The sequence below is a fragment of the Klebsiella ornithinolytica genome, from assembly GCF_030505655.1.
Taxonomy (GTDB): Bacteria; Pseudomonadota; Gammaproteobacteria; order Enterobacterales; family Enterobacteriaceae; genus Klebsiella; species Klebsiella ornithinolytica.
The window spans coordinates 661,348-686,900 of sequence record NZ_CP130153.1 but is presented as its reverse complement, the minus strand read 5'-3'; the positions used below and the strand labels follow the sequence as shown (position 1 = coordinate 686,900).

The following is a 25,553-nucleotide window of genomic DNA, read 5'->3' as shown; positions in this document are numbered from 1 at the left end:
TCCATGCAATGCGCATTTTGCCGGGCCACCTCCCGGATGTTTCCGATTGTGGCAGAAAACTTTGCGTCGCTATGGCGATGCCACTACTATCGTTCAACTTTTTATGATCAAACGATGACCTGATGCCAAAATTACGCCTTATCACTTTTACTTTGCTGGCGCTCAGCGCCGCCACGGCGGTTCATGCAGAAGAAAAACGCTATGTTTCTGATGAACTGAACACCTGGGTTCGCACGGGGCCGGGCGATAATTATCGTCTTCAGGGCACCATTAACGCCGGGGAAGAAGTTTCTCTGCTGCAGACCAATGACAGCACCGGTTATGCCCAGATCCGCGACGGCAACGGCCGTACCGCGTGGATTCCGCTGAAAGAGCTGAGCACCGAGCCCAGCCTGCGCACCCGCGTGCCGGATCTGGAAAATCAGGTGAAAACCCTGACCGACAAACTCAATAACATCGACACCACCTGGAATCAGCGCACCGCCGACATGCAGAAAAAGGTCGCCGGCAGCGATACCGTCATCAACGCGCTGAAAGATGAAAACCAAAAGCTGAAAAATGAGCTGGTTGTCGCCCAGAAGAAGGTGAATGCCGCGAATCTGCAGCTGGATGATAAGCAGCGCACTATTATCATGCAGTGGTTTATGTACGGCGGCGGCGTGCTTGGCGTCGGACTGCTGCTCGGTCTGGTGCTGCCGCATCTGGTCCCGAGCCGTAAACGTAAAGACCGGTGGATGAACTAATTCGTCTTCTCTGCCAGACTTACGTATCATCTTGAGCAAAGTGGATACGGGAGAGTCAGGCGTGAAGATTTATCTGGTCGGTGGTGCAGTTCGGGATGCGTTATTAGGGCTACCGGTCAAAGACAGAGATTGGGTCGTGGTTGGCGCCACGCCTGAGCAGTTGCTTGAGGCGGGCTACCAGCAGGTAGGCCGCGATTTCCCCGTATTTCTGCACCCGAAAAGCCGGGAAGAGTATGCTCTGGCACGTACCGAGCGTAAATCAGGCTCCGGCTACACCGGTTTTACCTGCTATGCCGCCCCGGACGTCACGCTGGAACAGGATCTGCTGCGCCGCGATCTGACGGTTAATGCGCTGGCTCAGGATGCCGATGGCCTGATTATCGATCCCTACGGCGGCCAGGCCGATTTGCGTCTGCGCCTGCTGCGCCACGTCTCACCCGCCTTCAGCGAAGACCCGCTGCGCGTTCTGCGCGTGGCGCGCTTCGCCGCCCGCTATGCCCACCTGGGCTTCCGTATTGCCGACGAAACAATGGCGCTGATGCGCGCCATGGCCGACGCCGGCGAACTGGCGCATCTGACGCCAGAACGGGTCTGGAAGGAGACGGAAAACGCCCTTGGCACCCGTAATCCCCAGGTCTTTTTCCAGACCTTACGCGACTGCCACGCGCTCGGCGTGCTGTTCCCGGAAATTGACGCGCTGTACGGCGTTCCGGCACCGGCTAAATGGCACCCGGAAATCGACACCGGTGTACATACGCTGATGACTCTGACGATGGCGGCAATGCTGTCGCCGGAGATTGACGTTCGCTTTGCAACGCTATGTCACGATCTCGGCAAAGGGCTGACGCCAAAAGCGCTCTGGCCGCGCCATCACGGCCACGGTCCGGCAGGCGTCAGGCTGGTCGAGCAGCTCTGCGCCCGTCTGCGCGTACCGAACGACATTCGCGATCTGGCGAAGCTGGTCGCCGAATTCCACGACCTGATTCATACCCTGCCAATACTGCAGCCCAAAACGCTGGTCAAACTGTTTGATAATATCGACGCCTGGCGTAAGCCGCAGCGGGTCATGCAAATCGCCTTAACCAGCGAAGCCGATGTGCGCGGACGTACCGGATTCGAAGCCCGCGATTATCCGCAGGGACGCCTGCTGCTTGAAGCCTGGGAGGTCGCCCAATCGGTCTCTACGAAAGAGGTGGTTGCTCAGGGCTTTAAAGGGCCGGAGATTCGTGAGGAGCTGACGCGGCGCCGCATACTGGCGGTCGCGAAGTGGAAGGAAGAGCGCTGCCCTCAGCCTTGCGACTGAGGGCCCGGTTTTACCGGCGCTGAAAACTCAGAAGAAGATAACGTAAACCACTGCCGCGACGACAAAACGGTAGATAGCAAACGGGATAAACGAAATACGTTTAATCAGCTGCAGGAAGGTTTTAATCGCGATCAGCGCCACGATGAACGCCATAATAAAGCCGACGGCAAACATCGGAATATCGCTGGCGTTGAGGAAACCGATGCTCTTATACACATCCAGCACGGTCGCCCCCATCATCATCGGCACCGCCAGCAGGAAGGAGAACTCTGACGCCGCATAGCGGCTTACGCCCATCAGCATCCCACCGGAAATGGTCGCACCGGAGCGAGAGAAACCGGGCCACAGCGCCAGGCACTGGAAGCAGCCGATGATAAATGCCTGGCGATAGGTCATATCATCAATACCGACGGCACGCGGCTGTTTTGGCTTCAGCACTTCCGCCGCGATCAGCAGCAGGCCACCCACGATCAGCGCATACATGACGTTGACCGGGTTGAACAACGATTTGATGGTATCGTGGAACAACAGACCCAGCACCACCGCCGGAACCATCCCTAATAAAATATGAATCAGCGATAAACGGCCGCTTCCCTGACCTTCATGTTCCGGTGGTTTACCGAAATGAATACCGATCAGACCAAACAGACGACGCCAGAACATGACGACAACGGCAAGAATAGAACCTAACTGAATGACCACCTCAAAAGTATTTGCCGTCTCGCCTTCAAAGCCCAGCAGATGGCCGACAATAATCATATGGCCAGTACTGGAAACAGGTAAAAATTCCGTTAACCCTTCAACCACACCCAATATTGCCGCCACCAGCAGCGAGTGTATATCGCTCATCCAATAAACCCTTTAAAAGTAAAATGAAAAAACCAGATACGCTGAACCATTCCATCAGGTGATATTGATGCGGCCAGTCTGGAGACGGACGGCGCAGGAAATCGGAGCGTACACGGAGTACGCGTAAATTTCGAGTGCTGTCCTGACCCTGAGCGGCAATTAAATATCCCGATAGCCGGATCCTGTGACCGGTATAAACGCAATTTGTTTAACGAGTATGACCTGAAAAGTTTTGTTTCAGATTAAGGCTACGTCCGACTGCGCTCGATAATCACGCCCACGTTTGCCGCCCGGGCAACGGCGCCCGGTTTGCTGACTTTAATCCGCACCCACGGCGAGGGGAATTTTTCCAGCAGCAGATCGGCAATCTCTTCCGCGACACGTTCCACCAGCGCAAAACGTCCGCCTTCAACGTGACCAATCACCAGCTCGCTGATATCAGCATAGCTGAGGCAATCATTGACATCATCGCTGCTCGCCGCTTTGCGGTTGTCCCACGCCATTTCGATATCGAACACCAGCTTCTGTTCAATGGTTTGTTCCCAGTCGTAAACACCGATAGTGGTGATTACCGAAAGTTGCTCTATAAATACAATATCCATCACGACCTGCCTGCTTTTTGGCTAAACCGGATACCACTTCCGGCGAATTATGCGTATTATCCACAGATGCAAAGACATCCCCTAAATAATTCGCATTGCAGGAAAGCAGCGGCGCAGCAAGCGTTCTGGCTCCATGCACGCTCCGATGACGGCACGAAAGAAGTGCGCCAGCGCATCAGCGACGCGAAGGATAGCGGGGACAAAACGACATTTTCAAAATGGAACAGCTGATGAGTGCAATCGCGCCTGGACTGGTTATCCTTGCCTACCTCTGCGGCTCAATTTCCAGCGCCATTCTGGTGTGTCGTCTCGCTGGCCTGCCCGATCCTCGCGATAGCGGTTCCGGCAATCCTGGGGCGACAAACGTACTACGAATTGGCGGCAAGGGAGCAGCCGTAACGGTTCTTATTTTTGATGTGCTCAAAGGCATGCTGCCCGTCTGGGGTGCCTGGGCGCTCGGCCTGACGCCTTTCTGGCTGGGTCTGGTCGCCATTGCGGCCTGCGTAGGCCATATCTGGCCGGTATTCTTTAACTTCCGCGGTGGTAAGGGCGTGGCGACTGCTTTCGGCGCAATCGCGCCCATCGGCTGGGATTTGACCGGCGTCATGGCGGGTACCTGGCTGCTGACCATCCTGCTCAGCGGCTATTCCTCGCTCGGGGCTATTGTCAGCGCGCTGATTGCCCCTTTCTACGTCTGGTGGTTCAAACCGCAGTATACCTTCCCGGTTTCTATGCTCTCCTGCCTGATTCTGCTGCGCCATCACGACAATATTCAGCGTCTGTGGCGGCGCCAGGAAACCAAAATCTGGGCCCGGCTGAAAAAGAACAAAAAAACGCCTGAGCAGAAATAATCTGGCGCCCGGTGGCGCGCGCCGGGCCCCCTTTATCCCGACATTCTCTCTGAATTACCCTTTTTGGCAGCCAATCCTCCTGAACTCACCGGCCAGAAAAAGATAATCATTTCACAACAATCACTTAGCTATGTCTTATAACCAAAAATAATTTATCCCTGCCTGCCGCGATGTTTACTCTGAATCCTTTATAAGACAGCACAGAACAACATCATGACAGACGTAATCAACGCGGCTCCGGTCGCAGCGGCGGGGTCGCCTGGCGGGGAAGTACAGTGGATACGCGGCGCCGCTGACGTATCGCGTTTAATCAATGAGGGCAGCAGCGGGCGTACCAATGCGCGGATTGTTATGGGTATCGCCCTCGGCGGTATCTTTCTCGATGCCTACGATCTTGGCTCCCTGGCCTTTGGCCTGAAAGACATTACCCGTGAATTCAACCTGACGCCCGCCGGCACCGGCATGGTGGCCTCAGCCATCACCTTCGGCGCCATCGTCGGCGCGCTGCTGGGCGGCTACCTGACGGATAAAATCGGCCGCTACCGCGTCTTCATGGCCGATATGCTGTTTTTTGTGGTGGCTGCGATCGCCTGCGCGCTGGCCCCCAACGAATACGTGCTGACCGGCGCCCGTTTTGTCATGGGCCTCGGCGTCGGTATCGATCTGCCGGTGGCGATGGCCTTCCTGAGTGAGTTCTCAAAGCTTAAGGGGCCGGGCAACAAAGCGGCCAGCGTCGCCATGTGGTGCCCGACGTGGTACGCCGCTATCAGTATTTCATATCTGCTGGTGCTCTTGTTCTATGCCGTACTGCCGGAAAGCCACAGCGACTGGCTGTGGCGGCTGATTCTGGGCTTCGGCGCGGTTCCTGCACTGGTGATTATCGCCATTCGCAGCCGCTATATGAGCGAGTCGCCGGTGTGGGCCGCCAATCAGGGCAACCTGCGTGAAGCGGCCGCCATTCTGCGCAAGGCCTATAACATCAACGCCCACGTGGCGCAGGACGCGCTGGATAACCCGACGCCGGTGGTGAAAAAAGCGCAGTGGAGCAACTATTTCCGTCTGTTCCAGGGCGTCTATCTGCGGCGGACCACCCTCGCTACGCTGCTGTCGGTCGTCTCTTCCTTTGCCTATAACGCCGTCGCCTTCGGCCTGCCGGTGATTATCTCCAGCTTCTTTGTTCAGTCGATGCTGACCACGATTGTGATCTCCCTGGCGCTGAACCTGCTCTTTGCTTTCGTCGGCGGCCTGCTGGCAGTGCGGCTGGTGCCGCGCTTAGGGGCATGGAAGATGTCGCTGGCGGGCTACAGTTGCCAGCTGGCGGCGCTGCTGGGACTGGCGCTGATCGGCCGTCCGCACGGCGCGGGCGAAGGCATCGCGGCCGTGGCGATGCTGGCGCTGTTCCTGTTCGGCCAGGGGTTTGGCCCCGGCGCCCACACCATGACCTTTGCTTCGCTGAGCTATCCAACTTCGCTGCGCGGTGTCGGCGTCGGCCTGAACCAGACTCTGATGCGCAGCAGCTCAACGCTGTCGCTGTTCCTCTTCCCGCTGCTGGTTGCGGCCCTGGATACCCAGGTCTTTTGGATTATCGCCGCCGCGCCGCTGATTGGCCTGCTGTCGCTGCTCGCGATTCGCTGGGAACCATCGGGTTATGACATTGACGCCGAAGATTATCAGGCGTAATAATCTTTTCGCTAAACGGCCGCCGCACAGGCGGCTGTTTTCTTGTTTTTAATTCATAAGCTTTTCATATGATCGAGATACTTTCGCGCCGATCAATACTCATCGCTGCTGTTTTATCTTGATTTTGCAGGGGCGTAACAACATTGCACAGCACCGTGTTACCAGAGAATAAAAAAGGCTGGCAGGCTACGCTGGACCTTCATTTTCAACATCGCGGCGGCAAAACGGTACTCACCTCCGCCCGTCATGTCGGTCCGCTCACCGTCCAGCGTCCCTTTTATCCTGAAGACGATACCTGTCATCTCTACTTACTCCACCCGCCGGGCGGGATTGTCGGTGGTGACGAGCTAACGATTCGCGCCGCTCTCGATAGCGGCTGCCACACGTTAATCACCATGCCCGGTGCCAGTAAGTTTTACCGCAGCAGCGGCGCGCAGGCTCATTTACATCAGCGTCTGACGCTGGCGGAACGCTCGACGCTGGAGTGGCTGCCGCAGGACGCGATTTTCTTTCCCGGCGCCCGCGCCCGTCTGCATACCGCCTTTCATCTTTGCCCTTCCAGCACGCTGCTGGCCTGGGATCTGCTGTGCCTGGGCCGCCCGGTCATCGGTGAAAGCTTTAGCCATGGCGCCCTCAGCAATCGTCTTGAAGTATGGATGGATGATGCCCCGCTGCTCATTGAACGCCTGCATCTGGCCGACGGACGTCTGGCCAGCGTGGCGCAGTACCCGTGGGTCGGTACTCTTCTGTTCTATCCCGCCAGTGAAGCCCTGCTTGACGGCGTGCGGGAACGACTCACGACGCTGGGCAATTATGCTGGCGCCACGCTGACTGACGGCCTGCTGACGGTGCGCTTTTTAAGTGACGATAACTTACTTTGCCAGCGGGCGATGCGTGATATCTGGCAGTTTATGCGCCCGCATCTGACCGGAAAGTCCCCGGTCCTTCCCCGAATCTGGTTGACCTGAGAGAACGCTATGGAACTGACCCCCAGAGAGAAAGACAAGCTGCTGTTGTTTACCGCCGCACTGGTGGCGGAACGTCGCCTGGCCCGCGGCCTGAAGCTGAACTACCCGGAAGCCGTGGCCTTAATCAGCGCCTTTATTATGGAAGGCGCCCGCGACGGTAAAAGCGTCGCGGCGCTGATGGAAGAAGGCCGCCACGTGTTAAGCCGCGAACAGGTCATGGAGGGCGTACCCGAAATGATCCCCGACATCCAGGTCGAGGCCACCTTCCCGGATGGCTCGAAGCTGGTCACCGTCCACAACCCGATTATCTGAGGTTTCGCGATGATCCCAGGTGAATATAAGGTGCAGCCCGGACAGATAGCTCTGAACGTTGGCCGCGCCACCCGCAGCATTATCGTTGAGAATCATGGCGACCGGCCGATTCAGGTTGGATCGCATTACCATTTTGCCGAGGTCAACCCGGCGCTGAAATTTGATCGGGCGCAGGCCACCGGCTATCGCCTGAACATCGCCGCCGGCACCGCGGTCCGCTTTGAGCCAGGGCAAAAACGTGAAGTAGAGCTGGTGGCGCTCGCCGGTCGTCGCGCGGTATACGGCTTTCGCGGCGACGTGATGGGAAATCTGGAGGCAAACAATGAGTGATATTTCACGTCAGGCCTATGCCGACATGTTTGGCCCCACCACCGGCGATAAAGTGCGCCTGGCGGACACCGAACTGTGGATCGAGGTCGAAGACGATCTGACCACCTACGGCGAAGAGGTCAAGTTCGGCGGCGGGAAGGTCATCCGTGACGGTATGGGCCAGGGACAAATGCTCGCTGACGACTGTGTCGATCTGGTGCTGACCAATGCGCTGATCGTCGATCACTGGGGGATCGTCAAAGCCGACATTGGTGTCAAAGAGGGGCGTATTGTCGCAATCGGCAAAGCGGGTAATCCCGATATCCAGCCTGACGTCACTATCCCCATTGGCGCGGCGACGGAGGTTATTGCCGCCGAAGGTAAGATAGTCACCGCCGGCGGCGTCGATACCCACATCCACTGGATCTGCCCGCAGCAGGCGGAAGAGGCGCTGGTCTCCGGCGTCACCACCATGGTCGGCGGCGGAACGGGCCCCGCCGCGGGGACACACGCCACCACCTGTACACCGGGGCCGTGGTACATCTCGCGGATGCTACAGGCCGCGGACAGTCTGCCGGTGAATATTGGTCTGCTGGGCAAAGGCAACGGCTCAAACCCGGACGCGCTACGCGAACAGGTTGCGGCAGGCGTTATCGGCCTGAAAATTCATGAAGACTGGGGCGCCACGCCGGCCGCCATCAACTGCGCGCTGACGGTCGCCGACGAAATGGATATTCAGGTGGCGCTGCACAGCGACACCCTGAATGAATCGGGTTTTGTTGAAGATACGCTGGCGGCGATTGCCGGACGGACGATCCACACTTTCCATACCGAAGGTGCCGGCGGCGGCCATGCGCCGGATATTATTACCGCCTGCGCACACCCCAATATTTTGCCCTCCTCCACCAACCCGACGCTGCCCTACACCGTCAATACCATTGACGAACATCTCGATATGCTGATGGTCTGCCACCATCTCGATCCGGATATTGCGGAAGACGTGGCGTTTGCCGAATCCCGCATCCGCCGGGAAACCATTGCGGCAGAAGATGTTCTGCACGATCTCGGCGCCTTCTCTCTGACCTCTTCCGATTCGCAGGCGATGGGGCGCGTGGGCGAAGTCGTTCTGCGTACCTGGCAGGTGGCGCATCGGATGAAGGTGCAGCGCGGGCCGCTGGCGGAAGAACGCGGCGATAACGACAACTTCCGCGTGAAGCGCTATATCGCCAAGTACACCATTAACCCGGCGCTGACCCACGGTATCGCCCATGAAGTCGGCTCGATTGAAGTGGGCAAACTGGCGGATCTCGTGCTGTGGTCCCCGGCGTTTTTCGGCGTTAAGCCGGCCACGGTGATCAAGGGCGGTATGATCGCCATTGCCCCGATGGGCGACATCAACGCCTCGATTCCGACGCCACAGCCGGTGCACTACCGCCCGATGTTCGGCGCGCTGGGCAGCGCTCGCCATCACTGTCGCCTCACCTTCCTGCCGCAGGCGGCGGTCGACAGTGGCGTGGCGCAGCGTCTGAATCTGCAGAGCGCCACGGCGGTGGTGAAAGGCTGCCGGACGGTACAAAAGACCGACATGATCCATAACGGCCTGCAGCCCAATATCACCGTCGACGCGCAAACCTATGAAGTGCGCATCGATGGCGAACTGATCACCAGCGAACCGGCAGATGTCCTGCCGATGGCGCAACGTTATTTTCTGTTTTAAGGAGTCCGGATGCTCTATCTGACCCAACGAGTGGATTCACCTGGCAAACTGACCGCCAGCCTTACGCTGCCGATCGATGTGCGGGTGAAAAGTCGTATCAAAGTCACCCTCAACGACGGTCGCGAAGCCGGTTTGTTGTTGCCGCGCGGCCTGCTGCTACGCGGCGGGGATGTGCTCAGCAATGAAGACGGCAGCGAGTTTGTGCAAATTATCGCCGCAGATGAAGGCGTGTCCGTGGTGCATTGCGACGATCCGTTCACCCTGGCGAAAGCCTGCTATCACCTCGGCAACCGCCACGTTCCGCTGCAAATCATGCCCGGAGAGCTGCGCTATCACCACGATCATGTGCTGGACGATATGCTGCGCCAGTTCGGCCTGGAGGTCACTTTCGCGCATCTGCCGTTTGAACCGGAAGCCGGCGCCTACGCCAGCGAAAGCCACGGCCACAGCCACGGTCATAGTCACGATCATGGCCACGATCATCATCATCACGAGCACAGTCACTAAATGCCAACGCCGGAAAAACGCCTGCGGTTGATGCAGCTGGCCAGCAGCAACCTACCGGTCGGCGGCTATAGCTGGTCGCAAGGTCTGGAATGGGCAGTCGAAGCAGGCTGGGTACCCGATGCCGCCGCTTTTGAACGCTGGCAGCAGCAGCAGATGGAACAGAGCTTTTTTACCGTCGATCTTCCTCTGTTCGCCCGGCTGTATCGGGCATGCGAAAACGACGATCTGCCGTCAGCACAGCGCTGGACCGCCTGGCTGCTCGCCTGCCGTGAGACCCGCGAACTGCGTGAAGAAGAGCGTAATCGCGGCACGGCATTTGCCCGCCTGCTGGCCGACTGGCAGCCGGACTGCCCGCCGGCGTGGCGCGGTTTGTGCCGGCAAAGCCAGCTCGCCGGCATGGCGTGGCTCGGCGTGCGTTGGCAAATCGCACTTCCCGACCTGGCGCTGAGCCTTGGCTACAGCTGGATCGAAAGCGCGGTCATGGCGGGCGTTAAGCTGGTTCCCTTCGGCCAGCAGGCGGCCCAGCAGCTGATTTTACGCCTGTGCGATCGCTACGCGGCGGATATGGCCTGCGCCCTTGCGGCGCCGGATAGCGCGATAGGTTCCTCCACGCCGCTGGCCGCCATTGCTTCCGCCCGGCATGAAACTCAGTATTCCCGATTATTCCGTTCCTAGGAGAGAGTATGCATAACTACAAACACCCGCTGCGCGTCGGCGTCGGCGGCCCGGTCGGTTCCGGGAAAACAGCCCTGCTGGAAGCGCTGTGTAAAGCCATGCGTGACAGCTGGCAGTTAGCCGTCGTCACCAACGACATCTACACCAAAGAAGATCAGCGTATTCTCACCGAAGCGGGCGCGCTGGCGCCGGAGCGCATCGTCGGCGTCGAAACCGGCGGATGTCCGCATACCGCGATCCGCGAAGACGCGTCGATGAACCTGGCGGCGGTAGAAGCGCTGAGCGAAAAATTCGGCAACCTCGATCTGATCTTTGTGGAAAGCGGCGGCGATAACCTGAGCGCCACCTTCAGTCCGGAGCTGGCGGATCTGACCATCTACGTCATTGACGTTGCGGAAGGGGAAAAGATCCCGCGCAAAGGGGGGCCGGGGATCACGAAGTCGGACTTCCTGGTGATCAACAAAACCGACCTTGCACCGTATGTGGGCGCGTCGCTGGAGGTGATGGAGCGCGATACGATGCGTATGCGCGGCGAGCGCCCGTGGACCTTTACCAACCTGAAAAGCGGCGATGGCCTGAACAACATCATCGCCTTCCTTGTCGACAAAGGTATGCTGCGCTAAAACGTTCCTGCACCATCCGGACGCGCCCGCGCCCGGATGGTGCATTCGACGCCCTCTTTTTATCCCTCCCCCCCCACAACCCCCTGCGGCGCCTGCTCTACGAAGTGGCATAAGGTTTGCTAATTACAGTCATACCTGACCATTAAGGAATGACTATGTCATCACTGGATATCAAAACTGAGTTACCTGCCCAGACCGGGCCATCAGGCTCCAGAGAAACCCTGGAAGACTATACACTCCGCTATGCTCCGCTGAGCTTCCGCCGCTGGGGGCCTGGCGTCGTCGCCGTGACCGCGCTGGGCGGCATCGCCTATCTGGCGGACTTCTCCATCGGCGCCAGCATCGGCATGGCATGGGGCACCACCAACGCGATTTACGCCATCCTGCTGGCGGCGCTGGTGATCTTCCTCACCGGGATCCCGCTGGCGATTACCGCCGCCCGCTATAACATCGATCTCGACTTAATCACCCGCAGCGCCGGATTCGGCTATTTTGGCTCGGTCATCACCAGCATTATCTTCGCAGGCTTCACCTTTATCTTCTTCGCCCTTGAAGGCTCGATTATGGCCCAGGGGCTGCTGGTTGGATTAGGGATCCCGCTGTGGATGGGCTATCTCATCGCCACCCTGATGGTGCTGCCGCTGGTCGTTTACGGTATGAAAGCCCTGACCCGCCTGCAGGTGTGGACCACGCCGCTGTGGCTGGTGCTGATGGTGGTGCCGGTGGCCTGGCTGATTGCCAAAGACCCGGCGTTGGTGGATGGCTTTATGAACTTCGCCGGCAAGAATAACGCGGCGCAGGTCGATTTAACTGCCATTATGCTCGGCGCCGGCGTCTGTCTGTCGCTGATTATGCAGATCGGCGAGCAGATCGATTACCTGCGCTTTATGCCGCCCAAAACGGCGGAAAATAGCAAAAGCTGGTGGCTGGCGGTCTTTTCCGCAGGCCCTGGCTGGGTGGTATTAGGCGCGATAAAACAGATCATCGGCGCCTTCCTCGGCTTTTATCTGCTGACCCGCTTCCCGGCAGTGCACAACACCGAGCCGGTACAGCAGTTCGTCAGCGTCTTTGATAACCTGGTACCCGGCTGGCTGGCGTTAACCCTGGCCGTGGTGCTGGTGGTCATTTCACAGATTAAAATCAACGTCACCAACGCCTATTCTGGCTCGCTGGCGTGGACCAGCGCCTGGACGCGCACCACCAAACGCTATCCGGGGCGGATTATCTTCGTCATCGTCAACCTCGCCATCGCGCTGGCGCTGATGGAGGGCGATATGTTCAGCGCGCTGTCGTGGATTCTTGGTTTCTATTCTAACTTTGCCATTGCCTGGGTCGTGGTGGTTGCCACCGATATCACCGTCAACAAAGGTCTGCTCAGGCTCGCCCCGGCGCAGCCAGAATATCGTCGCGGGATGATCTACAACGTTAACCCGGTGGGGGTGGTTTCGTTTGCTCTGGCGGCCGGCCTGTCGATCTGCGCCTTCTTCGGCCTGCTCGGTGCCACGCTGGCGCCATTCTCGCCGCTGATTGCGCTGGTCGTGGCGCTGGTGATGACGCCGCTGATGGGTATCCTCACCGGCGGGCGCTACTACATCAAGCAGTATGATGACGGGATTAGCGAGCCGCGCTACGACGCGCAGGGCAATGCGTCCATCACCGTTTACCAGTGCGTCAGCTGCGAAGAAGAGTACGAACGTCCGGACGTCATGCACTCGCACAAACATCAGGGCGCGATTTGCTCGCTGTGTAAAAGTATGGAGTAAAGCAGAAAGGCAGGCCGACGGAATGTCGGCCTGTGATGCAGGTTACGCCGCCGGCAATTCAGCAAGCGGCCAGCGCGGACGGACGGTCACGCCGAGATCCGGTTTAGCGCCGGTACGCAGGCGAACCATCCCGGCATAGGCGATCATCGCGCCGTTATCGGTGCAGAACTCCGGGCGCGCATAGAACACTTCGCCGCCGCGCTTTGCCATCATCTCCGCCAGCTTCGCGCGCAGCGTGCGGTTGGCGCTCACGCCGCCGGCCATCACCAGGCGTTTAAAGCCGGTCTGCTCCAGCGCGCGACGACACTTAATCATCAGCGTATCCACCACCGCATCTTCAAACGCACGGGCGATATCTGCACGGGTCTGCTCGTCGTCATCGTTATTGCGAATAGTGTTAGCCGCAAAGGTTTTCAGGCCGGAGAAGCTGAAATCCAGACCGGGACGGTCAGTCATCGGACGGGGGAAAACAAACCGCCCTTCTTTGCCCTGAGCCGCCATCTTAGACAGCATCGGGCCGCCGGGATAATCGAGCCCCAGCAGCTTAGCGGTTTTATCGAACGCCTCCCCGGCCGCATCATCGATAGACTCGCCGAGCAGCTCGTACTGACCAATACCGGTTACGCTAATCAGCTGGGTATGGCCGCCAGAGACCAGCAGCGCCACAAACGGGAATGCGGGGGGATTATCTTCCAGCATCGGCGCCAGCAGATGCCCTTCCATATGATGCACCGGAACCGCCGGCACGTTCCAGGCAAAGGCCAGCGAACGCCCTACCGTTGCGCCGACCAGCAGCGCGCCAACCAGGCCGGGACCTGCGGTATAGGCTACAGCATCGATCTCTTTTGCCGTCAGCCCGGCCTCTTTCAACGCCGCCTGAATCAGCGGTACGGTTTTACGCACGTGGTCGCGCGAAGCCAGCTCGGGCACCACGCCGCCGTAGTCAGCATGTAATTTCACCTGACTATACAATTGATTGGCTAGCAGGCCTTTTTCGTCGTCATAAATGGCGATGCCGGTTTCATCGCAGGATGTTTCAATACCCAGTACACGCATGTCTTGTTTTACCTCGCTCTAATACCGCGCAGTTTAGGACCAATGCGGGTTGATGTATACCCTCAGCGTGCCTGGTTGGCGCAGCGAGGCAACCGGCGCGGCGCGAAAACCCGCCCGGCGGCACGTTGCCCGCCATGCAGCGTCAGAAAGGCCTGCAGGCGGCGAAGATAAAACTTTGTTCGCCCCAGGAACAACCCTCGTGTATACTCCTCACCCTTATAAAAGTCCTTTCAAAAAAGGCAGCGGTGCTTTACAAAGCAGCAGCAATTGCAGTAAAATTCCGCACCATTTTGAAATAAGCTGGCGTTGATGCCAGCAGCAAACCGAATTAATCAAAGGTGAGAGGCACATGCCGGTAATTAAAGTACGTGAAAACGAGCCGTTCGACGTAGCTCTGCGTCGCTTCAAGCGTTCCTGTGAGAAAGCAGGTGTTCTGGCGGAAGTTCGTCGTCGTGAGTTCTATGAAAAACCGACTACCGAACGTAAGCGCGCTAAAGCTTCTGCAGTGAAACGTCACGCGAAGAAACTGGCTCGCGAAAACGCACGCCGCACTCGTCTGTACTAATCTGTTGAGGGCCAAAGCCCTCAATTCAGACTGAGTTGTTGTTGTAAGGCCGTGCTTCCGGAAGGAATGCGCGGCTTATTTTCGTTTATGCATTAGCAGATACACCGCATCATGAAAGAACGTGTTCAGCCCACGCTGAGGCCGTCTGGTGATCGTGTGTATAGTTTACGGGGCCTATGGCTGGACGAATCCCACGCGTATTTATCAATGATCTGCTGGCGCGCACCGACATCGTCGATCTGATCGACGCGCGGGTAAAGCTCAAAAAGCAGGGCAAGAACTACCACGCGTGCTGTCCATTCCATAACGAAAAAACCCCCTCTTTTACCGTCAACGGTGAAAAACAGTTTTATCACTGCTTTGGTTGCGGTGCGCACGGCAACGCTGTCGACTTCCTGATGAACTACGACAAACTCGAGTTCGTGGAGACGGTCGAAGAGCTGGCCGCCATGCACAACCTCGAAGTGCCATACGAAGCAGGCAACGGACCGAGTCAAATAGAGCGCCATCAGCGGCAAAGTCTCTATCAATTGATGGACGGTCTGAATGCGTTTTATCAACAGTCTCTGATGCAACCCGCCGCCGACCCTGCGCGCCAGTATCTGGCAAAACGTGGCTTAAGCAGCGAGGTCATTGCGCGCTTCGCGATTGGCTACGCCCCACCCGGTTGGGATAACGTCTTAAAACGTTTTGGCGGCAATCAAGAAAACCGCCAGTCGCTTATCGATGCCGGCATGCTGGTGACGAACGATAAGGGGCGCAGTTACGACCGCTTCCGCGAACGGGTGATGTTCCCTATCCGCGATAAGCGAGGCCGGGTGATTGGTTTTGGTGGTCGCGTGCTGGGCGATGCCCTGCCGAAATACCTTAACTCTCCGGAAACCGATATTTTCCATAAAGGTCGTCAGCTGTACGGCCTGTATGAAGCGCAGCAGGATAACGCCGAACCACCGCGTTTGCTGGTTGTCGAAGGCTATATGGACGTCGTGGCACTGGCGCAGTACGACATAAACTACGCCGTCGCGTCGCTGGGGACCTCGACCACCGCCGACCATATTCAGCTTTTGTTCCGGGCGACCAACCAGGTCATCTGCTGTTACGACGGCGACCGGGCTGGCCGCGATGCCGCCTGGCGGGCGCTGGAAACGGCGCTGCCGTACATGACCGATGGTCGTCAGCTACGCTTTATGTTTCTGCCCGACGGCGAAGACCCGGATACGCTGGTGCGTAAAGAGGGTAAAGCGGCGTTTGAAGCGCGGATGGAGCAGGCTCAGCCGCTCTCCACGTTTTTGTTCAACAGCCTGCTGCCGCAGGTCGACTTGAGCACCCCGGACGGGCGCGCGCAGCTCAGTACCTTAGCGCTGCCGCTCATCACCCAGGTACCGGGTGAAACGCTGCGCATTTATTTGCGTCAGGAGCTGGGCAACAAGCTGGGGATTTTAGATGACGCTCAGCTTGAACGTTTAATGCCAAAACAGACAGAAAGTGGAGCGCCACGCCCCGCGCCGCAGCTAAAACGCACGACCATGCGTATACTGATAGGACTGCTGGTGCAAAACCCGGATTTGGCGCCGCTGGTTCCGCCTTTAGAGGGCCTGGATCAGCGCAAAATGCCCGGGCTTGGCCTGTTCAGCGAACTGGTCAAAACCTGTTTGTCTCAGCCAGGTCTGACCACCGGGCAACTTTTAGAGCAGTATCGCGGTACAAATGAGGCCGCAACCCTTGAAAAACTGTCGATGTGGGACGATATAGCAGATAAAGATATCGCGGAAAAAACCTTCACCGACGCGCTCAACCATATGTTTGATTCTCTGCTGGAACTGCGGCAAGAAGAGTTGATAGCTCGCGACCGCACGCACGGTTTAAGCAGTGAAGAACGCCGGGAACTCTGGACCATCAGTCAGGAGCTGGCAAAAAAATGAATTGCACGGCTTAAGTGCCGAATATCGTTCGGGAAGCCCCCGACAGCCGCGCTGAGGCGCAGCGGCAATAATATAAGTACGCCCTCGCTTTAAATGTTGGCAGTTTGTCTGTCGACACCAATCAAACGAATTAAGTGTGGATACCGTCTTATGGAGCAAAACCCGCAGTCACAGCTGAAGCTTCTTGTCCAACGTGGTAAGGAGCAAGGCTATCTGACCTATGCCGAGGTCAATGACCATCTGCCGGAAGATATCGTCGACTCCGATCAGATCGAAGACATCATCCAAATGATCAATGACATGGGCATTCAGGTGATGGAAGAAGCACCGGATGCCGATGATCTGCTGCTGGCTGAAAACAGCAACAACACCGACGAAGATGCAGAAGAAGCTGCTGCACAGGTGTTGTCCAGTGTTGAATCTGAAATCGGACGTACAACCGATCCGGTGCGCATGTACATGCGCGAAATGGGTACCGTAGAACTGCTGACGCGTGAAGGCGAAATCGACATCGCCAAACGTATTGAAGATGGGATCAACCAGGTTCAGTGCTCCGTTGCTGAATATCCGGAAGCCATTACCTATCTGCTGGAGCAGTACGACCGCGTCGAAGCTGAAGAAGCGCGCCTGTCTGACCTGATCACCGGTTTCGTCGATCCTAACGCCGAAGAAGACCTGGCGCCAACCGCGACGCACGTCGGTTCTGAACTCTCTCAGGAAGAGATGGATGACGACGAAGACGAAGATGAAGACGACGACGACGACAGCAGCGATGACGACAACAGCATCGATCCTGAGCTGGCGCGCGAGAAATTCGCTGAACTGCGCACGCAGTACGAGCTGACCCGCGATACCATCAAAGCGAAAGGTCGTAGCCACGCCGCAGCCCAGGAAGAAATTCTCAAGCTGTCTGAGGTGTTCAAACAGTTCCGCCTGGTACCGAAACAGTTCGATTACCTGGTCGGCAGCATGCGTAGCATGATGGATCGCGTCCGTACTCAGGAACGTATCATCATGAAACTGTGCGTCGAACAGTGCAAAATGCCGAAGAAGAACTTCATCACCCTGTTCACCGGCAATGAAACCAGCGAGACCTGGTTCAACGCTGCGATCGCCATGAACAAGCCGTGGTCTGAAAAACTGCACGACGTCAAAGAAGACGTCCAGCGCGGCCTGCAGAAGCTGCAGCAGATTGAAGAAGAGACCGGCCTGACCATCGAGCAGGTTAAAGATATCAACCGTCGTATGTCCATCGGTGAAGCGAAAGCCCGCCGTGCGAAGAAAGAGATGGTTGAAGCGAACTTACGTCTGGTTATCTCTATCGCCAAGAAATACACCAACCGTGGCCTGCAGTTCCTGGATCTGATTCAGGAAGGTAACATTGGTCTGATGAAAGCGGTTGATAAGTTCGAATATCGTCGCGGCTACAAGTTCTCCACCTATGCAACCTGGTGGATCCGTCAGGCCATCACCCGCTCTATCGCGGATCAGGCGCGCACCATCCGTATTCCGGTGCATATGATTGAGACCATCAACAAGCTCAACCGTATCTCCCGCCAGATGCTGCAGGAAATGGGTCGCGAGCCGACGCCGGAAGAGCTGGCTGAACGTATGCTGATGCCGGAAGATAAAATTCGTAAGGTGCTGAAAATTGCCAAAGAGCCAATCTCCATGGAAACGCCGATCGGCGACGATGAAGATTCGCATCTGGGTGATTTCATCGAGGATACCACCCTCGAGCTGCCGCTGGACTCCGCGACCACGGAAAGCCTGCGTGCCGCCACTCACGACGTGCTGGCAGGCCTGACCGCTCGTGAAGCGAAGGTCCTGCGTATGCGTTTCGGTATCGATATGAATACTGACCACACGCTGGAAGAAGTCGGTAAACAGTTCGACGTTACCCGCGAACGTATCCGTCAGATCGAAGCGAAGGCGCTGCGCAAGCTGCGTCACCCGAGCCGTTCTGAAGTGCTGCGTAGCTTCCTCGACGATTAATCGTTGCCGGAAATAAAAAAGCTCCCTGCGGGGAGCTTTTTTTTGTCTTCCATTCACTCTGTTGCCGTCAGAGAGAGCCAACGCCGGTCCCCGCCGCAGGCTATCGACCTCGCGATGCCAGCGCATCATCCAGTTCACGATACGCCTCCACTAGCTTATCCAGCGTCGCCCGGTTCAGTCCGCTGGGGTTGGGCAGCACCCACACTTCCGTATCGCCGATGGTCACCTGCTGCTTGCCCCAACGCGCACCGCGTACCTGAAACGCTTTCTCAAAGGCCTGTTTACCGAGAATCGCCAGCGCCCGCGGCTGATACTGTTCAATTTTCAGCACCAGCTCCCGGCCGCCGCTGCGTAGCTCCTGCAGGGCGACTTCGCTGGCCTGAACCGTCGGGCGTTCCACCAGCATAGTGATCCCGCAGCGCGTATCGAGCAGCTGCAGCTCCTCTTCAGGCTTCAGCAGACGGTCGGTAAAACCGGCCTGGTAAATCACCTTCCAGAAGCGATTACCCGGATGCGCGAAATGAAAACCAGTATGGGCAGAGGACTTCCCCGGATTGATGCCGCAGAAGACCACCCGCAGGTCCGGCGCCAGAATATCGTTAATCATCTTTCCACCCGCTCAATACCTAAAAGGCGATTATAAAGGATTGAAAATGCATTGTTTATAAAAACAGCAGCCGTGCGTTTTGCGCTGGATTGCGCCTGCCAGTTACTTTATAATCCCTCGCCACGGCCCCTTAGCTCAGTGGTTAGAGCAGGCGACTCATAATCGCTTGGTCGCTGGTTCAAGTCCAGCAGGGGCCACCAGATAAAACAAGGACTTAGATAAGAAATTATCTAAGTCCTTTTTGTTTGCATTGCATTTGGACCAGGTCCCGTTTTAGCTTCAGACTTCAATCTCGGTTTTTACCCTGAAGGTTCATCAGAACACTTTCGTTTCAGATAGCCATCAGTTGCTCCAGCAATTCACCTGGTATGCTAACCCAAAACTGCCGTGACTGGCTTTTATCACAATGTCCACTTTCACCGGATGTGAAATACACGACGGACGCATTTTTGAGTCAGATACTTGTCTATTTATAGCATTTGCCCACAAACTGAAAGCCCAGAGAAAATTGCCGCAGCCTTGCTGGCATCGCTCAATAGAACTAGAATCACGGCATAACTAACGAGATAATGATCACGACGCAAAAAACATCCTCCCCTAAGATCACGAAAACGCAGCTTTTCCGCACCGTTGCCAGTTCTCCCGCGATTGAAACGGGTATTTCTGTGGAAGAAATCGAGCAGCAACTCAAACGCTTCCAGGCACAGGCGAAAGCCGTCGGGCTCGCTCGCTAATCAGGAAAAACTGAATCGCCACCGATAAACCTGAAGCTGATGAAAATCAGCGTTGAATCGAAGCGTTAAAGAAGTCTCATCGCTGAGTTGCTAAAACAGTCAGAATGCTGAGGCGCTCACGGGGCACTCAGTACAAAGTGAAAAAGGCAGCAGCATGTTCAGTCGGGAAGGAAAGGAAAAGAACCGATAAGGGACGATAAACAAGATAGTGTTATTGAGCGCCAGACAGGTTCAGAATTTCCTGCCATGCTAAATACGCCAGAGCGCCAGTCTCTTATTCAGCCAGCGGAAAATACATTGCTTAGCGCGGAAATTTCAAATTATCCTGAATATTCATTAGCGGAAAAATATAAGGAGCGACATTAGCAACGTTGCTCCTTTTTTATACCATCCTGCAGAATACTATCTTCAGAATCATTTTTTAAAAACGAGCCGCTTACACCAGCTCCCGGAGCTGCTCCCGCATATAGGAGGAGAAGTACTCTGGATTTTTAATCACGATACGGTTGCCAGCGGCGATTTTCTCCGCCCATCCGGCCACTTTATGGGTGAACCCGGAATTCCATCCCTCCCGCTCGCCTCGCACGATCACGTCTTCGGCGCTGGCCGGAACGCCTAACTCATGGAGATATTTTAAAATGCCCTTAGCCGTACTTTCATCCATTGAATGCGGAGCCGACGCCGATGTGTTCATTCCACCAATAAAATCTAACGCTTTATCTATCGCTGTTGGCATGCTCTTATCCTTAAAATTAACCACGTGATGAACATGTTTATAATATGGACCCAAGTCTGCGGGGATATCAAAGAGATCGTTGCCTTTCTTTGATTCAGACCTCAGTCAAACGTTTGCATGGCGTTTTTCTGCCCGATAAGTCCGGTGCAGCCCGTATAAACCGCCCCGTCATCCGCGACCGACAGCAAATCGCCGCTTAGATCGCGAAAAACAGCAATTGCGCCCCCAAATCGCGGAGAGTGCAGACAACTAGTCGTGATTTTTGCGCTTAAACTGGCTGGCGTCGATATCGTACTGCTTCATTTTGCGCCACAGCGTCGTGCGCCCGATGTTGAGCAGATGGGACATCTCCTGCACCCGGCCACTGGTGACGCGGGCGGCATGGATAATGGCCTCTTTTTCAATAGCGCTGAAGGTCAGGCTGGCAGGTAGCAGGGGCGAGACGGTATCGCTGCCCGGCCGCTCGGAGAAGAGATATTCCGGCAGGTTGCTCAGGCGGATATGGCCGTTATCGCTGCTGATGGCGATATTTTCAATAATGCTGTTTAACTCAAAATCATTACCCGGCCAGGAGTAGTTCACCAGCTGCGCCAGGGCATCGTCGTCCACTTTCAGGCGCGATGAAAAGCGTTTCTCCAGGCTACGCAGGCGGTTGTGTACCAGCGAGGGAATGCTGTTGCGCCGTGCCCTCAGCGGCGGAATGACGATCTCAAACGAATGCAGCGCGTAATAGAGCTGGCGACTAAAGCGGTTCTGCTCCACCAGATTAGCCAGATCAACGGTGGTGGTAGCAATCACCTTAACGTCCACCGGAATCAGGCGCCGGGCATCGAGGCGGGTTAATACCCCCTGTTTAATCACCTGCAGCAGCGCGGACTGCAGCTCCGGCGCCAGGTACTCTATTTTTTCCAGAAACAGGGTGCCGCCGCTGGCCAGTTCCAGGCGGCTCAGGCGCCCGTTTTCGTCATCGGTAGGCGCGCTACCCATAAAATCCTGGCCCAGCGCGCTGTCGGCATACAGCTGACAGTTGACGGCAATATAAGGCCCGCCCGCCCGTTCGCTTTCATTATGAATGGCCTGGGCGACCAGCTCCTTACCCACCCCCTCTTCCCCACAGAGCAGGACCGGAAAACCGCCCCGCGCCGCCTGACGGCCAAAATGAATCAGCCGTCGCGTTTCCGGATCGTCCGAGGACATCTGCGCAAAAGTGTGGCTCACTTTGCCTAACTGGCTGGTCATCAGCTGGCGCATCTGCTCCACCGGGTGCAGCAGTAAAATAAAGCTATTGCCCTGCTCTTCGACGATGGGCTTGAGGGTAATGACGGCATCGATAAACTGATGCTGGCTCTCAAACGTCACTTCCGCATGGTTCAGCGCGCGCGCGTGCTTAATGGCCCGGCGCAGCAGCGCCGGCAGCGTCACCAGTTCGTTAATATTTTTCCCCTGGCTGGTCTGGGCATCAAGATGCAGGAGCGTCGCGGCCTGGACATTAAGAAACTGCAATACCCCCTGCTCATTCCACGCCATCACGCCATCATCCATGCTCTCCAGCAGGCCATACATCTGGTTGAGATGACGGTTAGATTCGGCCAGCAGGCTGTCGGTCAACAGCGAGTTGCCCACTTCCCGGGCGATAGCCAGCGTCAGAGACAAATCAGAGGAGGCCTGCTGTTCGATCAAACAGCACAGCGAGATGGAGCCAAACAGGCGACCGTGGTTATCAAACACCGGCGTGGAGCTAAATGACCACCCGTGCAGCGCCTGTTTAAAGTGTTGCTCGCCGATGGTTTTCACCGGTTGCCCCAGCATCGAAGCCAGCGAGAGCGCGCAGCTGCCGATAATGCTTTCCGCGCAGTAGCTGCCGTCAAGAAAACCGAGTTCCGCGAGCTGCGCCAGCGTCTGCGGTTCGCCGCAGCGGCTGAGGATACAGGCGGACTCATCGAGGATAAACAACGCGCAGGGTCGGCTATCCATAAACTCCCAGGCATCTTCCAGCGCCGCCTGGCCGATGGTCAGCAGCGCGGTTTTACGCCGGCAGATCGATTCGAAGGTCAGCCCCTGCGCCTGATGCGGCGCCTGCCAGGTCTCCCTCGGCATAAACCGGCTGCAACGCTGCCACGACTGACTGATAACGGAAGATACTGTTTTTCCGGAGTCCTGAGTCTGCGCCGCCATTTCCTTTTCCACTGTTTAAAATAGATAACCCCTCCGGCAGAGACTGTCGGAGGGGAGAATACGCTTCACCCTGCAAAAAGCAGGTCAGCGAGACGTTAACGCGCCAGCCACTGCTGACCGAGCAAATCGGCCGTCAGGATCGCGGCGTAAACGCTGTCTGCCGTCACCGGGAATGGCATGTTATGGATCGTTTCGCCTTCCGCGCAGGTCGCTTTCGCGACCGCCTGAATTTTACCTTCAATGCCCTCTTTGACGCCCATTTGCGCCAGAGTCACCGGCAGACCGACTTTCTGGCAGAAGCCCAGCACCGTTTCAATCTCTTCCATCGGGCTGTTTTGCAGCACCAGCTGCGCCAGAGTGCCAAACGCCACTTTTTCGCCGTGGTACAGATGATGGCACTCTTCCAGAATAGTGAAGCCGTTATGAATGGCGTGCGCCGCGGCTAGCCCGCTGCTTTCAAACCCAATTCCGCTGAGGTAGGTATTGGCTTCGACAATGCGCTCCAGCGCATCCGTCACCACGCCAGCCTGCGCTGCCAGGCGCGCTTTTTCGCCTTCGGCCAGCAGCGTATCATAGCACAGGCGAGCCAGGCTCAACGCCGCCGCCGTGGACTGTCCGCCGGCCATACTGGTCGCTCTGGCATCAAAACAGGCCTTCGCTTCAAACCAGGTCGAGAGCGCATCGCCCATCCCGGCCACCAGCAGGCGCACCGGCGCTTTGGCAATAATTGCCGTATCCATGACCACCATATCCGGGTTTTTCGGATAGATCAGATACTCTTCAAACTCACCGGCTTCGGTGTAGATAACCGACAGCGCGCTGGTTGGCGCATCGGTAGAGGCAATCGTCGGGATCACCACCACCGGCAGCTTCTGGTAGAAGCCAATGGCTTTAGCGGTATCGAGCGTCTTCCCGCCGCCAATCCCTACCACGCCGCGGCAGCCGTGCTGCTGCAGAATGGCAATCAGGCGGTTGATCTCCGCGTGGCTGCATTCACCGTTAAAACGGGCCGCGTGGCAGCTTAAACCGTGGCTATGCAGGCCATTGAGTACTTTGTCCCCCGCCAGCTTCATCACGAAGTCATCGGCAATCACAAAAAAGCTGTCCGCCAGATTTTTGGCATACTGACCAAAAAGCGTGGATGCGTCAGGACCCTGAAGATATTTGGCCGGAGATTGAATAACTTTTAGCATTCCTTTCACCCTCAAATAAGTGCATGTTTTACATGATGAGCCCTGGCGTCATCCTGTTCAGCCTGCGGTTCATGGCGGAAACGGGATCGTGACCGGAGCGATGCAAACACTGTAGGGCGAGCGGTGAACAAAAAAATTTTTCCCGTTTTTGTTCTGATATGAAACAGAGAATATTTTTTACCGTTCCATATTGGAACATCAATTGCCGGAAAACGCCGGGATTGCGATCCCGATCCGGCCATTCGCCGTCCTGCGACAAAAAAAAACGGCTAATCTGCTAACGCTGATCCCCTCGACAGCAGAAAACAGATAAAAAAAAGATCCGCCTCCCCCGTAGACTGCGGGGGAACGCAGGGCGAAAAAACCGCCTTAGCTCGCATTTTTCTCTTTTCATCGGCGATAACGTTTCATAACGGAACAAAAATAAATAACCACGTTCCGTTATGAAACTCGTTTTCGCGACATTTTTTTTTCCGTTAACTCAGCCAGAATCATAACGTCGCCGGGTAGTTCTTCACGCCAGACGATACCCCTACACGATGACCGCCTCCGTGCGTAGAGAGGCCGCATCGCATCACTCCGACGGAGCATAAATAATGAAAAAATTGATTAACCGTGTCGAAGATGTACTGAGTGAACAACTGCTTGGCCTCGCCAGAGCCCATCCTGAATTAACGCTGCATCAGGACCCGGTGTATGTCACCCGCGCCGATGCGCCGGTGGCCGGGAAAGTGGCGCTGCTCTCCGGCGGCGGCAGCGGACACGAGCCGATGCACTGCGGCTATATTGGCAAAGGTATGCTTGCCGGCGCCTGTCCGGGCGAGATTTTCACCTCCCCGACCCCGGATAAAATGTTCGAGTGCGCGATGAATATCGACGGCGGCGAAGGCGTGCTGCTGATCATCAAAAACTACACCGGGGATATCCTTAATTTCGAAACCGCCACCGAGCTGCTGCACGAAAGCGGCGTCAAGGTGACCACCGTGGTGATCGATGACGACGTGGCGGTCAAAGACAGCCTCTACACCGCCGGACGCCGCGGCGTCGCCAACACCGTGCTGGTTGAGAAGCTGGTCGGCGCGGCGGCCGAACGCGGCGATTCGCTGGAAGCCTGCGCCGAACTGGGCCGCAAGCTTAACAACCTCGGCCACTCCATCGGTGTGGCGCTGGGCGCCTGCACCGTGCCGGCCGCCGGACAGCCGTCATTCGAATTACAGGATAATGAGATGGAGTTCGGCGTCGGTATCCACGGCGAGCCGGGTATCGACCGTCGCCCCTTCAGCTCTCTCGACCGCACCGTTGATGAGATGTTCGACACCTTGCTGGAGAACGGCACCTACAGCCGCACGCTGCGTCAGTGGGACACCGTCAAAGGGCGCTGGCAGGACGTCACGCAAAGCAAACAGGCGCTGCAGCAAGGCGACCGCGTCATCGCGCTGGTCAATAACCTTGGCGCCACCCCGCTGTCGGAGCTGTACGGCGTATACAACCGACTGGCCACCCGCTGCGAGGAGAACGGCATCACGATCGAACGCAACCTCATCGGCAGCTACTGTACCTCGCTGGACATGGTGGGCTTCTCCCTCACTCTGCTGAAAGTCGATGACGACACGCTGGCATTATGGGACGCCCCCGTTCATACCCCGGCGCTGAACTGGGGCCATTAAG

At 56.9% G+C, this 25,553-nt stretch carries 23 protein-coding genes, 1 tRNA gene and 2 pseudogenes; 18 read left to right on the top strand and 8 right to left on the bottom strand.

Annotated elements, in window-relative coordinates; translation table 11 throughout:
- Window positions 1-122: 122 nt before the first annotated feature.
- Both Q1L34_RS03310 and Q1L34_RS03305 read left to right on the top strand, forming a co-directional pair.
- The gene (locus Q1L34_RS03310) at window positions 123-743 is read left to right on the top strand and encodes a TIGR04211 family SH3 domain-containing protein (protein ID WP_004867804.1); all 621 of its coding nucleotides are present in this window, start codon (window positions 123-125) and stop codon (window positions 741-743) included.
- A 61-nt stretch (window positions 744-804) separates the two neighbouring features.
- A complete protein-coding gene (locus Q1L34_RS03305; RefSeq protein ID WP_004867806.1) occupies window positions 805-2,046 on the top strand; it encodes a multifunctional CCA addition/repair protein in 1,242 nt (413 codons plus the stop codon).
- A 27-nt stretch (window positions 2,047-2,073) separates the two neighbouring features.
- Here the strand turns inward: Q1L34_RS03305 and bacA are convergent, their stop codons facing one another.
- Complete coding sequence (bacA, locus tag Q1L34_RS03300) at window positions 2,074-2,895, bottom strand: undecaprenyl-diphosphate phosphatase (RefSeq protein WP_004867807.1); 822 nt, start codon at window positions 2,893-2,895, stop codon at window positions 2,074-2,076.
- Window positions 2,896-3,103: 208 nt separating this feature from the next.
- Window positions 3,104-3,497 (bottom strand): annotated as a pseudogene (gene folB / locus Q1L34_RS03295) (bifunctional dihydroneopterin aldolase/7,8-dihydroneopterin epimerase).
- A 230-nt stretch (window positions 3,498-3,727) separates the two neighbouring features.
- Here folB and plsY point away from each other — a divergent pair.
- Complete coding sequence (plsY, locus tag Q1L34_RS03290) at window positions 3,728-4,348, top strand: glycerol-3-phosphate 1-O-acyltransferase PlsY (protein ID WP_004867810.1); 621 nt, start codon at window positions 3,728-3,730, stop codon at window positions 4,346-4,348.
- A 213-nt stretch (window positions 4,349-4,561) separates the two neighbouring features.
- Window positions 4,562-6,028, top strand: coding sequence for an MFS transporter (locus Q1L34_RS03285; protein WP_015585698.1), 1,467 nt, complete (start codon window positions 4,562-4,564; stop codon window positions 6,026-6,028).
- A 67-nt stretch (window positions 6,029-6,095) separates the two neighbouring features.
- Here the strand turns inward: Q1L34_RS03285 and Q1L34_RS03280 are convergent.
- Window positions 6,096-6,182 (bottom strand): annotated as a pseudogene (locus Q1L34_RS03280) (short-chain dehydrogenase); the annotation flags it as partial.
- Here Q1L34_RS03280 and Q1L34_RS03275 point away from each other — a divergent pair.
- The 8 genes from Q1L34_RS03275 (at window position 6,172) to Q1L34_RS03240 (ending at window position 12,902) form a co-directional block, all read left to right on the top strand.
- Window positions 6,172-6,996 (top strand): urease accessory protein UreD, encoded by an 825-nt coding sequence (locus Q1L34_RS03275; RefSeq protein ID WP_004867813.1) that lies wholly within the window; start codon window positions 6,172-6,174, stop codon window positions 6,994-6,996. The pseudogene Q1L34_RS03280 and the gene Q1L34_RS03275 sit on opposite strands and share 11 nt — an antisense overlap.
- A 9-nt stretch (window positions 6,997-7,005) precedes the next feature.
- Window positions 7,006-7,308, top strand: a complete 303-nt coding sequence (locus tag Q1L34_RS03270) for an urease subunit gamma (protein WP_004867816.1) — start codon at window positions 7,006-7,008, stop codon at window positions 7,306-7,308.
- A gap of 9 nt (window positions 7,309-7,317) precedes the next feature.
- Entirely contained in the window at window positions 7,318-7,638 is a 321-nt protein-coding gene (locus Q1L34_RS03265) for an urease subunit beta (RefSeq protein ID WP_004867818.1), read from the top strand.
- Window positions 7,631-9,334: an urease subunit alpha gene (ureC, locus tag Q1L34_RS03260; protein ID WP_004867822.1), complete on the top strand. Its 1,704-nt coding sequence runs from the start codon at window positions 7,631-7,633 to the stop codon at window positions 9,332-9,334. The genes Q1L34_RS03265 and ureC overlap by 8 nt, the downstream gene beginning before the upstream one ends.
- Before the next feature lie 9 nt (window positions 9,335-9,343).
- Window positions 9,344-9,841 carry an urease accessory protein UreE gene (gene ureE / locus Q1L34_RS03255; protein ID WP_004867824.1) on the top strand — a complete coding sequence of 166 codons (498 nt, stop codon included), beginning with the start codon at window positions 9,344-9,346 and terminating at the stop codon, window positions 9,839-9,841.
- On the top strand, window positions 9,842-10,516 hold the full coding sequence (locus Q1L34_RS03250; protein WP_004867827.1) for an urease accessory protein UreF: 675 nt from the start codon (window positions 9,842-9,844) through the stop codon (window positions 10,514-10,516).
- A gap of 8 nt (window positions 10,517-10,524) precedes the next feature.
- Entirely contained in the window at window positions 10,525-11,139 is a 615-nt protein-coding gene (ureG, locus tag Q1L34_RS03245; RefSeq protein WP_004867829.1) for an urease accessory protein UreG, read from the top strand.
- A gap of 155 nt (window positions 11,140-11,294) precedes the next feature.
- A complete protein-coding gene (locus tag Q1L34_RS03240; RefSeq protein ID WP_015585696.1) occupies window positions 11,295-12,902 on the top strand; it encodes a purine-cytosine permease family protein in 1,608 nt (535 codons plus the stop codon).
- Window positions 12,903-12,944: 42 nt separating this feature from the next.
- Here the strand turns inward: Q1L34_RS03240 and tsaD are convergent, their stop codons facing one another.
- Entirely contained in the window at window positions 12,945-13,958 is a 1,014-nt protein-coding gene (gene tsaD, locus Q1L34_RS03235; protein WP_004867835.1) for a tRNA (adenosine(37)-N6)-threonylcarbamoyltransferase complex transferase subunit TsaD, read from the bottom strand.
- 349 nt (window positions 13,959-14,307) lie between these two features.
- Between tsaD and rpsU the strand changes: the two genes are divergently transcribed.
- From rpsU to rpoD, 3 genes are all read left to right on the top strand, one after another.
- Window positions 14,308-14,523, top strand: a complete 216-nt coding sequence (rpsU, locus tag Q1L34_RS03230; RefSeq protein WP_001144069.1) for a 30S ribosomal protein S21 — start codon at window positions 14,308-14,310, stop codon at window positions 14,521-14,523.
- 176 nt (window positions 14,524-14,699) lie between these two features.
- Window positions 14,700-16,445 (top strand): DNA primase, encoded by a 1,746-nt coding sequence (dnaG, locus tag Q1L34_RS03225; protein ID WP_004867839.1) that lies wholly within the window; start codon window positions 14,700-14,702, stop codon window positions 16,443-16,445.
- A 150-nt stretch (window positions 16,446-16,595) separates the two neighbouring features.
- Window positions 16,596-18,440 carry an RNA polymerase sigma factor RpoD gene (rpoD, locus tag Q1L34_RS03220; protein WP_004867842.1) on the top strand — a complete coding sequence of 615 codons (1,845 nt, stop codon included), beginning with the start codon at window positions 16,596-16,598 and terminating at the stop codon, window positions 18,438-18,440.
- Window positions 18,441-18,540: 100 nt separating this feature from the next.
- On the opposite strand, the gene mug is transcribed toward rpoD, so the two are convergent.
- On the bottom strand, window positions 18,541-19,047 hold the full coding sequence (mug, locus tag Q1L34_RS03215) for a G/U mismatch-specific DNA glycosylase (protein WP_004867844.1): 507 nt from the start codon (window positions 19,045-19,047) through the stop codon (window positions 18,541-18,543).
- Window positions 19,048-19,171: 124 nt separating this feature from the next.
- Here mug and Q1L34_RS03210 point away from each other — a divergent pair.
- Window positions 19,172-19,247: transfer RNA gene (locus Q1L34_RS03210), tRNA-Ile, on the top strand.
- Between the two features lie 369 nt (window positions 19,248-19,616).
- Window positions 19,617-19,781 carry a hypothetical protein gene (locus tag Q1L34_RS03205; RefSeq protein ID WP_015585695.1) on the top strand — a complete coding sequence of 55 codons (165 nt, stop codon included), beginning with the start codon at window positions 19,617-19,619 and terminating at the stop codon, window positions 19,779-19,781.
- 436 nt (window positions 19,782-20,217) lie between these two features.
- On the opposite strand, the gene Q1L34_RS03200 is transcribed toward Q1L34_RS03205, so the two are convergent.
- From Q1L34_RS03200 to Q1L34_RS03190, 3 genes are all read right to left on the bottom strand, one after another.
- A complete protein-coding gene (locus Q1L34_RS03200) occupies window positions 20,218-20,541 on the bottom strand; it encodes a DUF1889 family protein (protein ID WP_071824665.1) in 324 nt (107 codons plus the stop codon).
- Window positions 20,542-20,766: 225 nt separating this feature from the next.
- Window positions 20,767-22,692, bottom strand: a complete 1,926-nt coding sequence (dhaR, locus tag Q1L34_RS03195) for a dihydroxyacetone kinase operon transcriptional regulator DhaR (protein WP_064359222.1) — start codon at window positions 22,690-22,692, stop codon at window positions 20,767-20,769.
- A gap of 95 nt (window positions 22,693-22,787) precedes the next feature.
- Window positions 22,788-23,885 (bottom strand): glycerol dehydrogenase, encoded by a 1,098-nt coding sequence (locus tag Q1L34_RS03190; RefSeq protein WP_069476413.1) that lies wholly within the window; start codon window positions 23,883-23,885, stop codon window positions 22,788-22,790.
- 596 nt (window positions 23,886-24,481) lie between these two features.
- On the opposite strand from Q1L34_RS03190, the gene dhaK reads away from it, so the two are divergent.
- The gene (gene dhaK / locus Q1L34_RS03185; protein WP_004867852.1) at window positions 24,482-25,552 is read left to right on the top strand and encodes a dihydroxyacetone kinase subunit DhaK; all 1,071 of its coding nucleotides are present in this window, start codon (window positions 24,482-24,484) and stop codon (window positions 25,550-25,552) included.
- The last annotated feature ends 1 nt before the right edge of the window (window position 25,553 follow it).

What these genes read in the sequence shown, in the direction of transcription:
- Q1L34_RS03310 (WP_004867804.1), top strand. Translation starts at nt 123, where the DNA reads ATGCCAAAATTACGCCTTATCACTTTTACTTTGCTGGCGCTCAGCGCC.
- bacA (WP_004867807.1), bottom strand. Translation starts at nt 2,895, where the DNA reads ATGAGCGATATACACTCGCTGCTGGTGGCGGCAATATTGGGTGTGGTT.
- plsY (WP_004867810.1), top strand. Translation starts at nt 3,728, where the DNA reads ATGAGTGCAATCGCGCCTGGACTGGTTATCCTTGCCTACCTCTGCGGC.
- Q1L34_RS03285 (WP_015585698.1), top strand. Translation starts at nt 4,562, where the DNA reads ATGACAGACGTAATCAACGCGGCTCCGGTCGCAGCGGCGGGGTCGCCT.
- Q1L34_RS03270 (WP_004867816.1), top strand. Translation starts at nt 7,006, where the DNA reads ATGGAACTGACCCCCAGAGAGAAAGACAAGCTGCTGTTGTTTACCGCC.
- Q1L34_RS03265 (WP_004867818.1), top strand. Translation starts at nt 7,318, where the DNA reads ATGATCCCAGGTGAATATAAGGTGCAGCCCGGACAGATAGCTCTGAAC.
- ureC (WP_004867822.1), top strand. Translation starts at nt 7,631, where the DNA reads ATGAGTGATATTTCACGTCAGGCCTATGCCGACATGTTTGGCCCCACC.
- ureE (WP_004867824.1), top strand. Translation starts at nt 9,344, where the DNA reads ATGCTCTATCTGACCCAACGAGTGGATTCACCTGGCAAACTGACCGCC.
- Q1L34_RS03250 (WP_004867827.1), top strand. Translation starts at nt 9,842, where the DNA reads ATGCCAACGCCGGAAAAACGCCTGCGGTTGATGCAGCTGGCCAGCAGC.
- ureG (WP_004867829.1), top strand. Translation starts at nt 10,525, where the DNA reads ATGCATAACTACAAACACCCGCTGCGCGTCGGCGTCGGCGGCCCGGTC.
- Q1L34_RS03240 (WP_015585696.1), top strand. Translation starts at nt 11,295, where the DNA reads ATGTCATCACTGGATATCAAAACTGAGTTACCTGCCCAGACCGGGCCA.
- tsaD (WP_004867835.1), bottom strand. Translation starts at nt 13,958, where the DNA reads ATGCGTGTACTGGGTATTGAAACATCCTGCGATGAAACCGGCATCGCC.
- rpsU (WP_001144069.1), top strand. Translation starts at nt 14,308, where the DNA reads ATGCCGGTAATTAAAGTACGTGAAAACGAGCCGTTCGACGTAGCTCTG.
- dnaG (WP_004867839.1), top strand. Translation starts at nt 14,700, where the DNA reads ATGGCTGGACGAATCCCACGCGTATTTATCAATGATCTGCTGGCGCGC.
- rpoD (WP_004867842.1), top strand. Translation starts at nt 16,596, where the DNA reads ATGGAGCAAAACCCGCAGTCACAGCTGAAGCTTCTTGTCCAACGTGGT.
- mug (WP_004867844.1), bottom strand. Translation starts at nt 19,047, where the DNA reads ATGATTAACGATATTCTGGCGCCGGACCTGCGGGTGGTCTTCTGCGGC.
- Q1L34_RS03205 (WP_015585695.1), top strand. Translation starts at nt 19,617, where the DNA reads ATGATCACGACGCAAAAAACATCCTCCCCTAAGATCACGAAAACGCAG.
- dhaR (WP_064359222.1), bottom strand. Translation starts at nt 22,692, where the DNA reads ATGGCGGCGCAGACTCAGGACTCCGGAAAAACAGTATCTTCCGTTATC.
- Q1L34_RS03190 (WP_069476413.1), bottom strand. Translation starts at nt 23,885, where the DNA reads ATGCTAAAAGTTATTCAATCTCCGGCCAAATATCTTCAGGGTCCTGAC.
- dhaK (WP_004867852.1), top strand. Translation starts at nt 24,482, where the DNA reads ATGAAAAAATTGATTAACCGTGTCGAAGATGTACTGAGTGAACAACTG.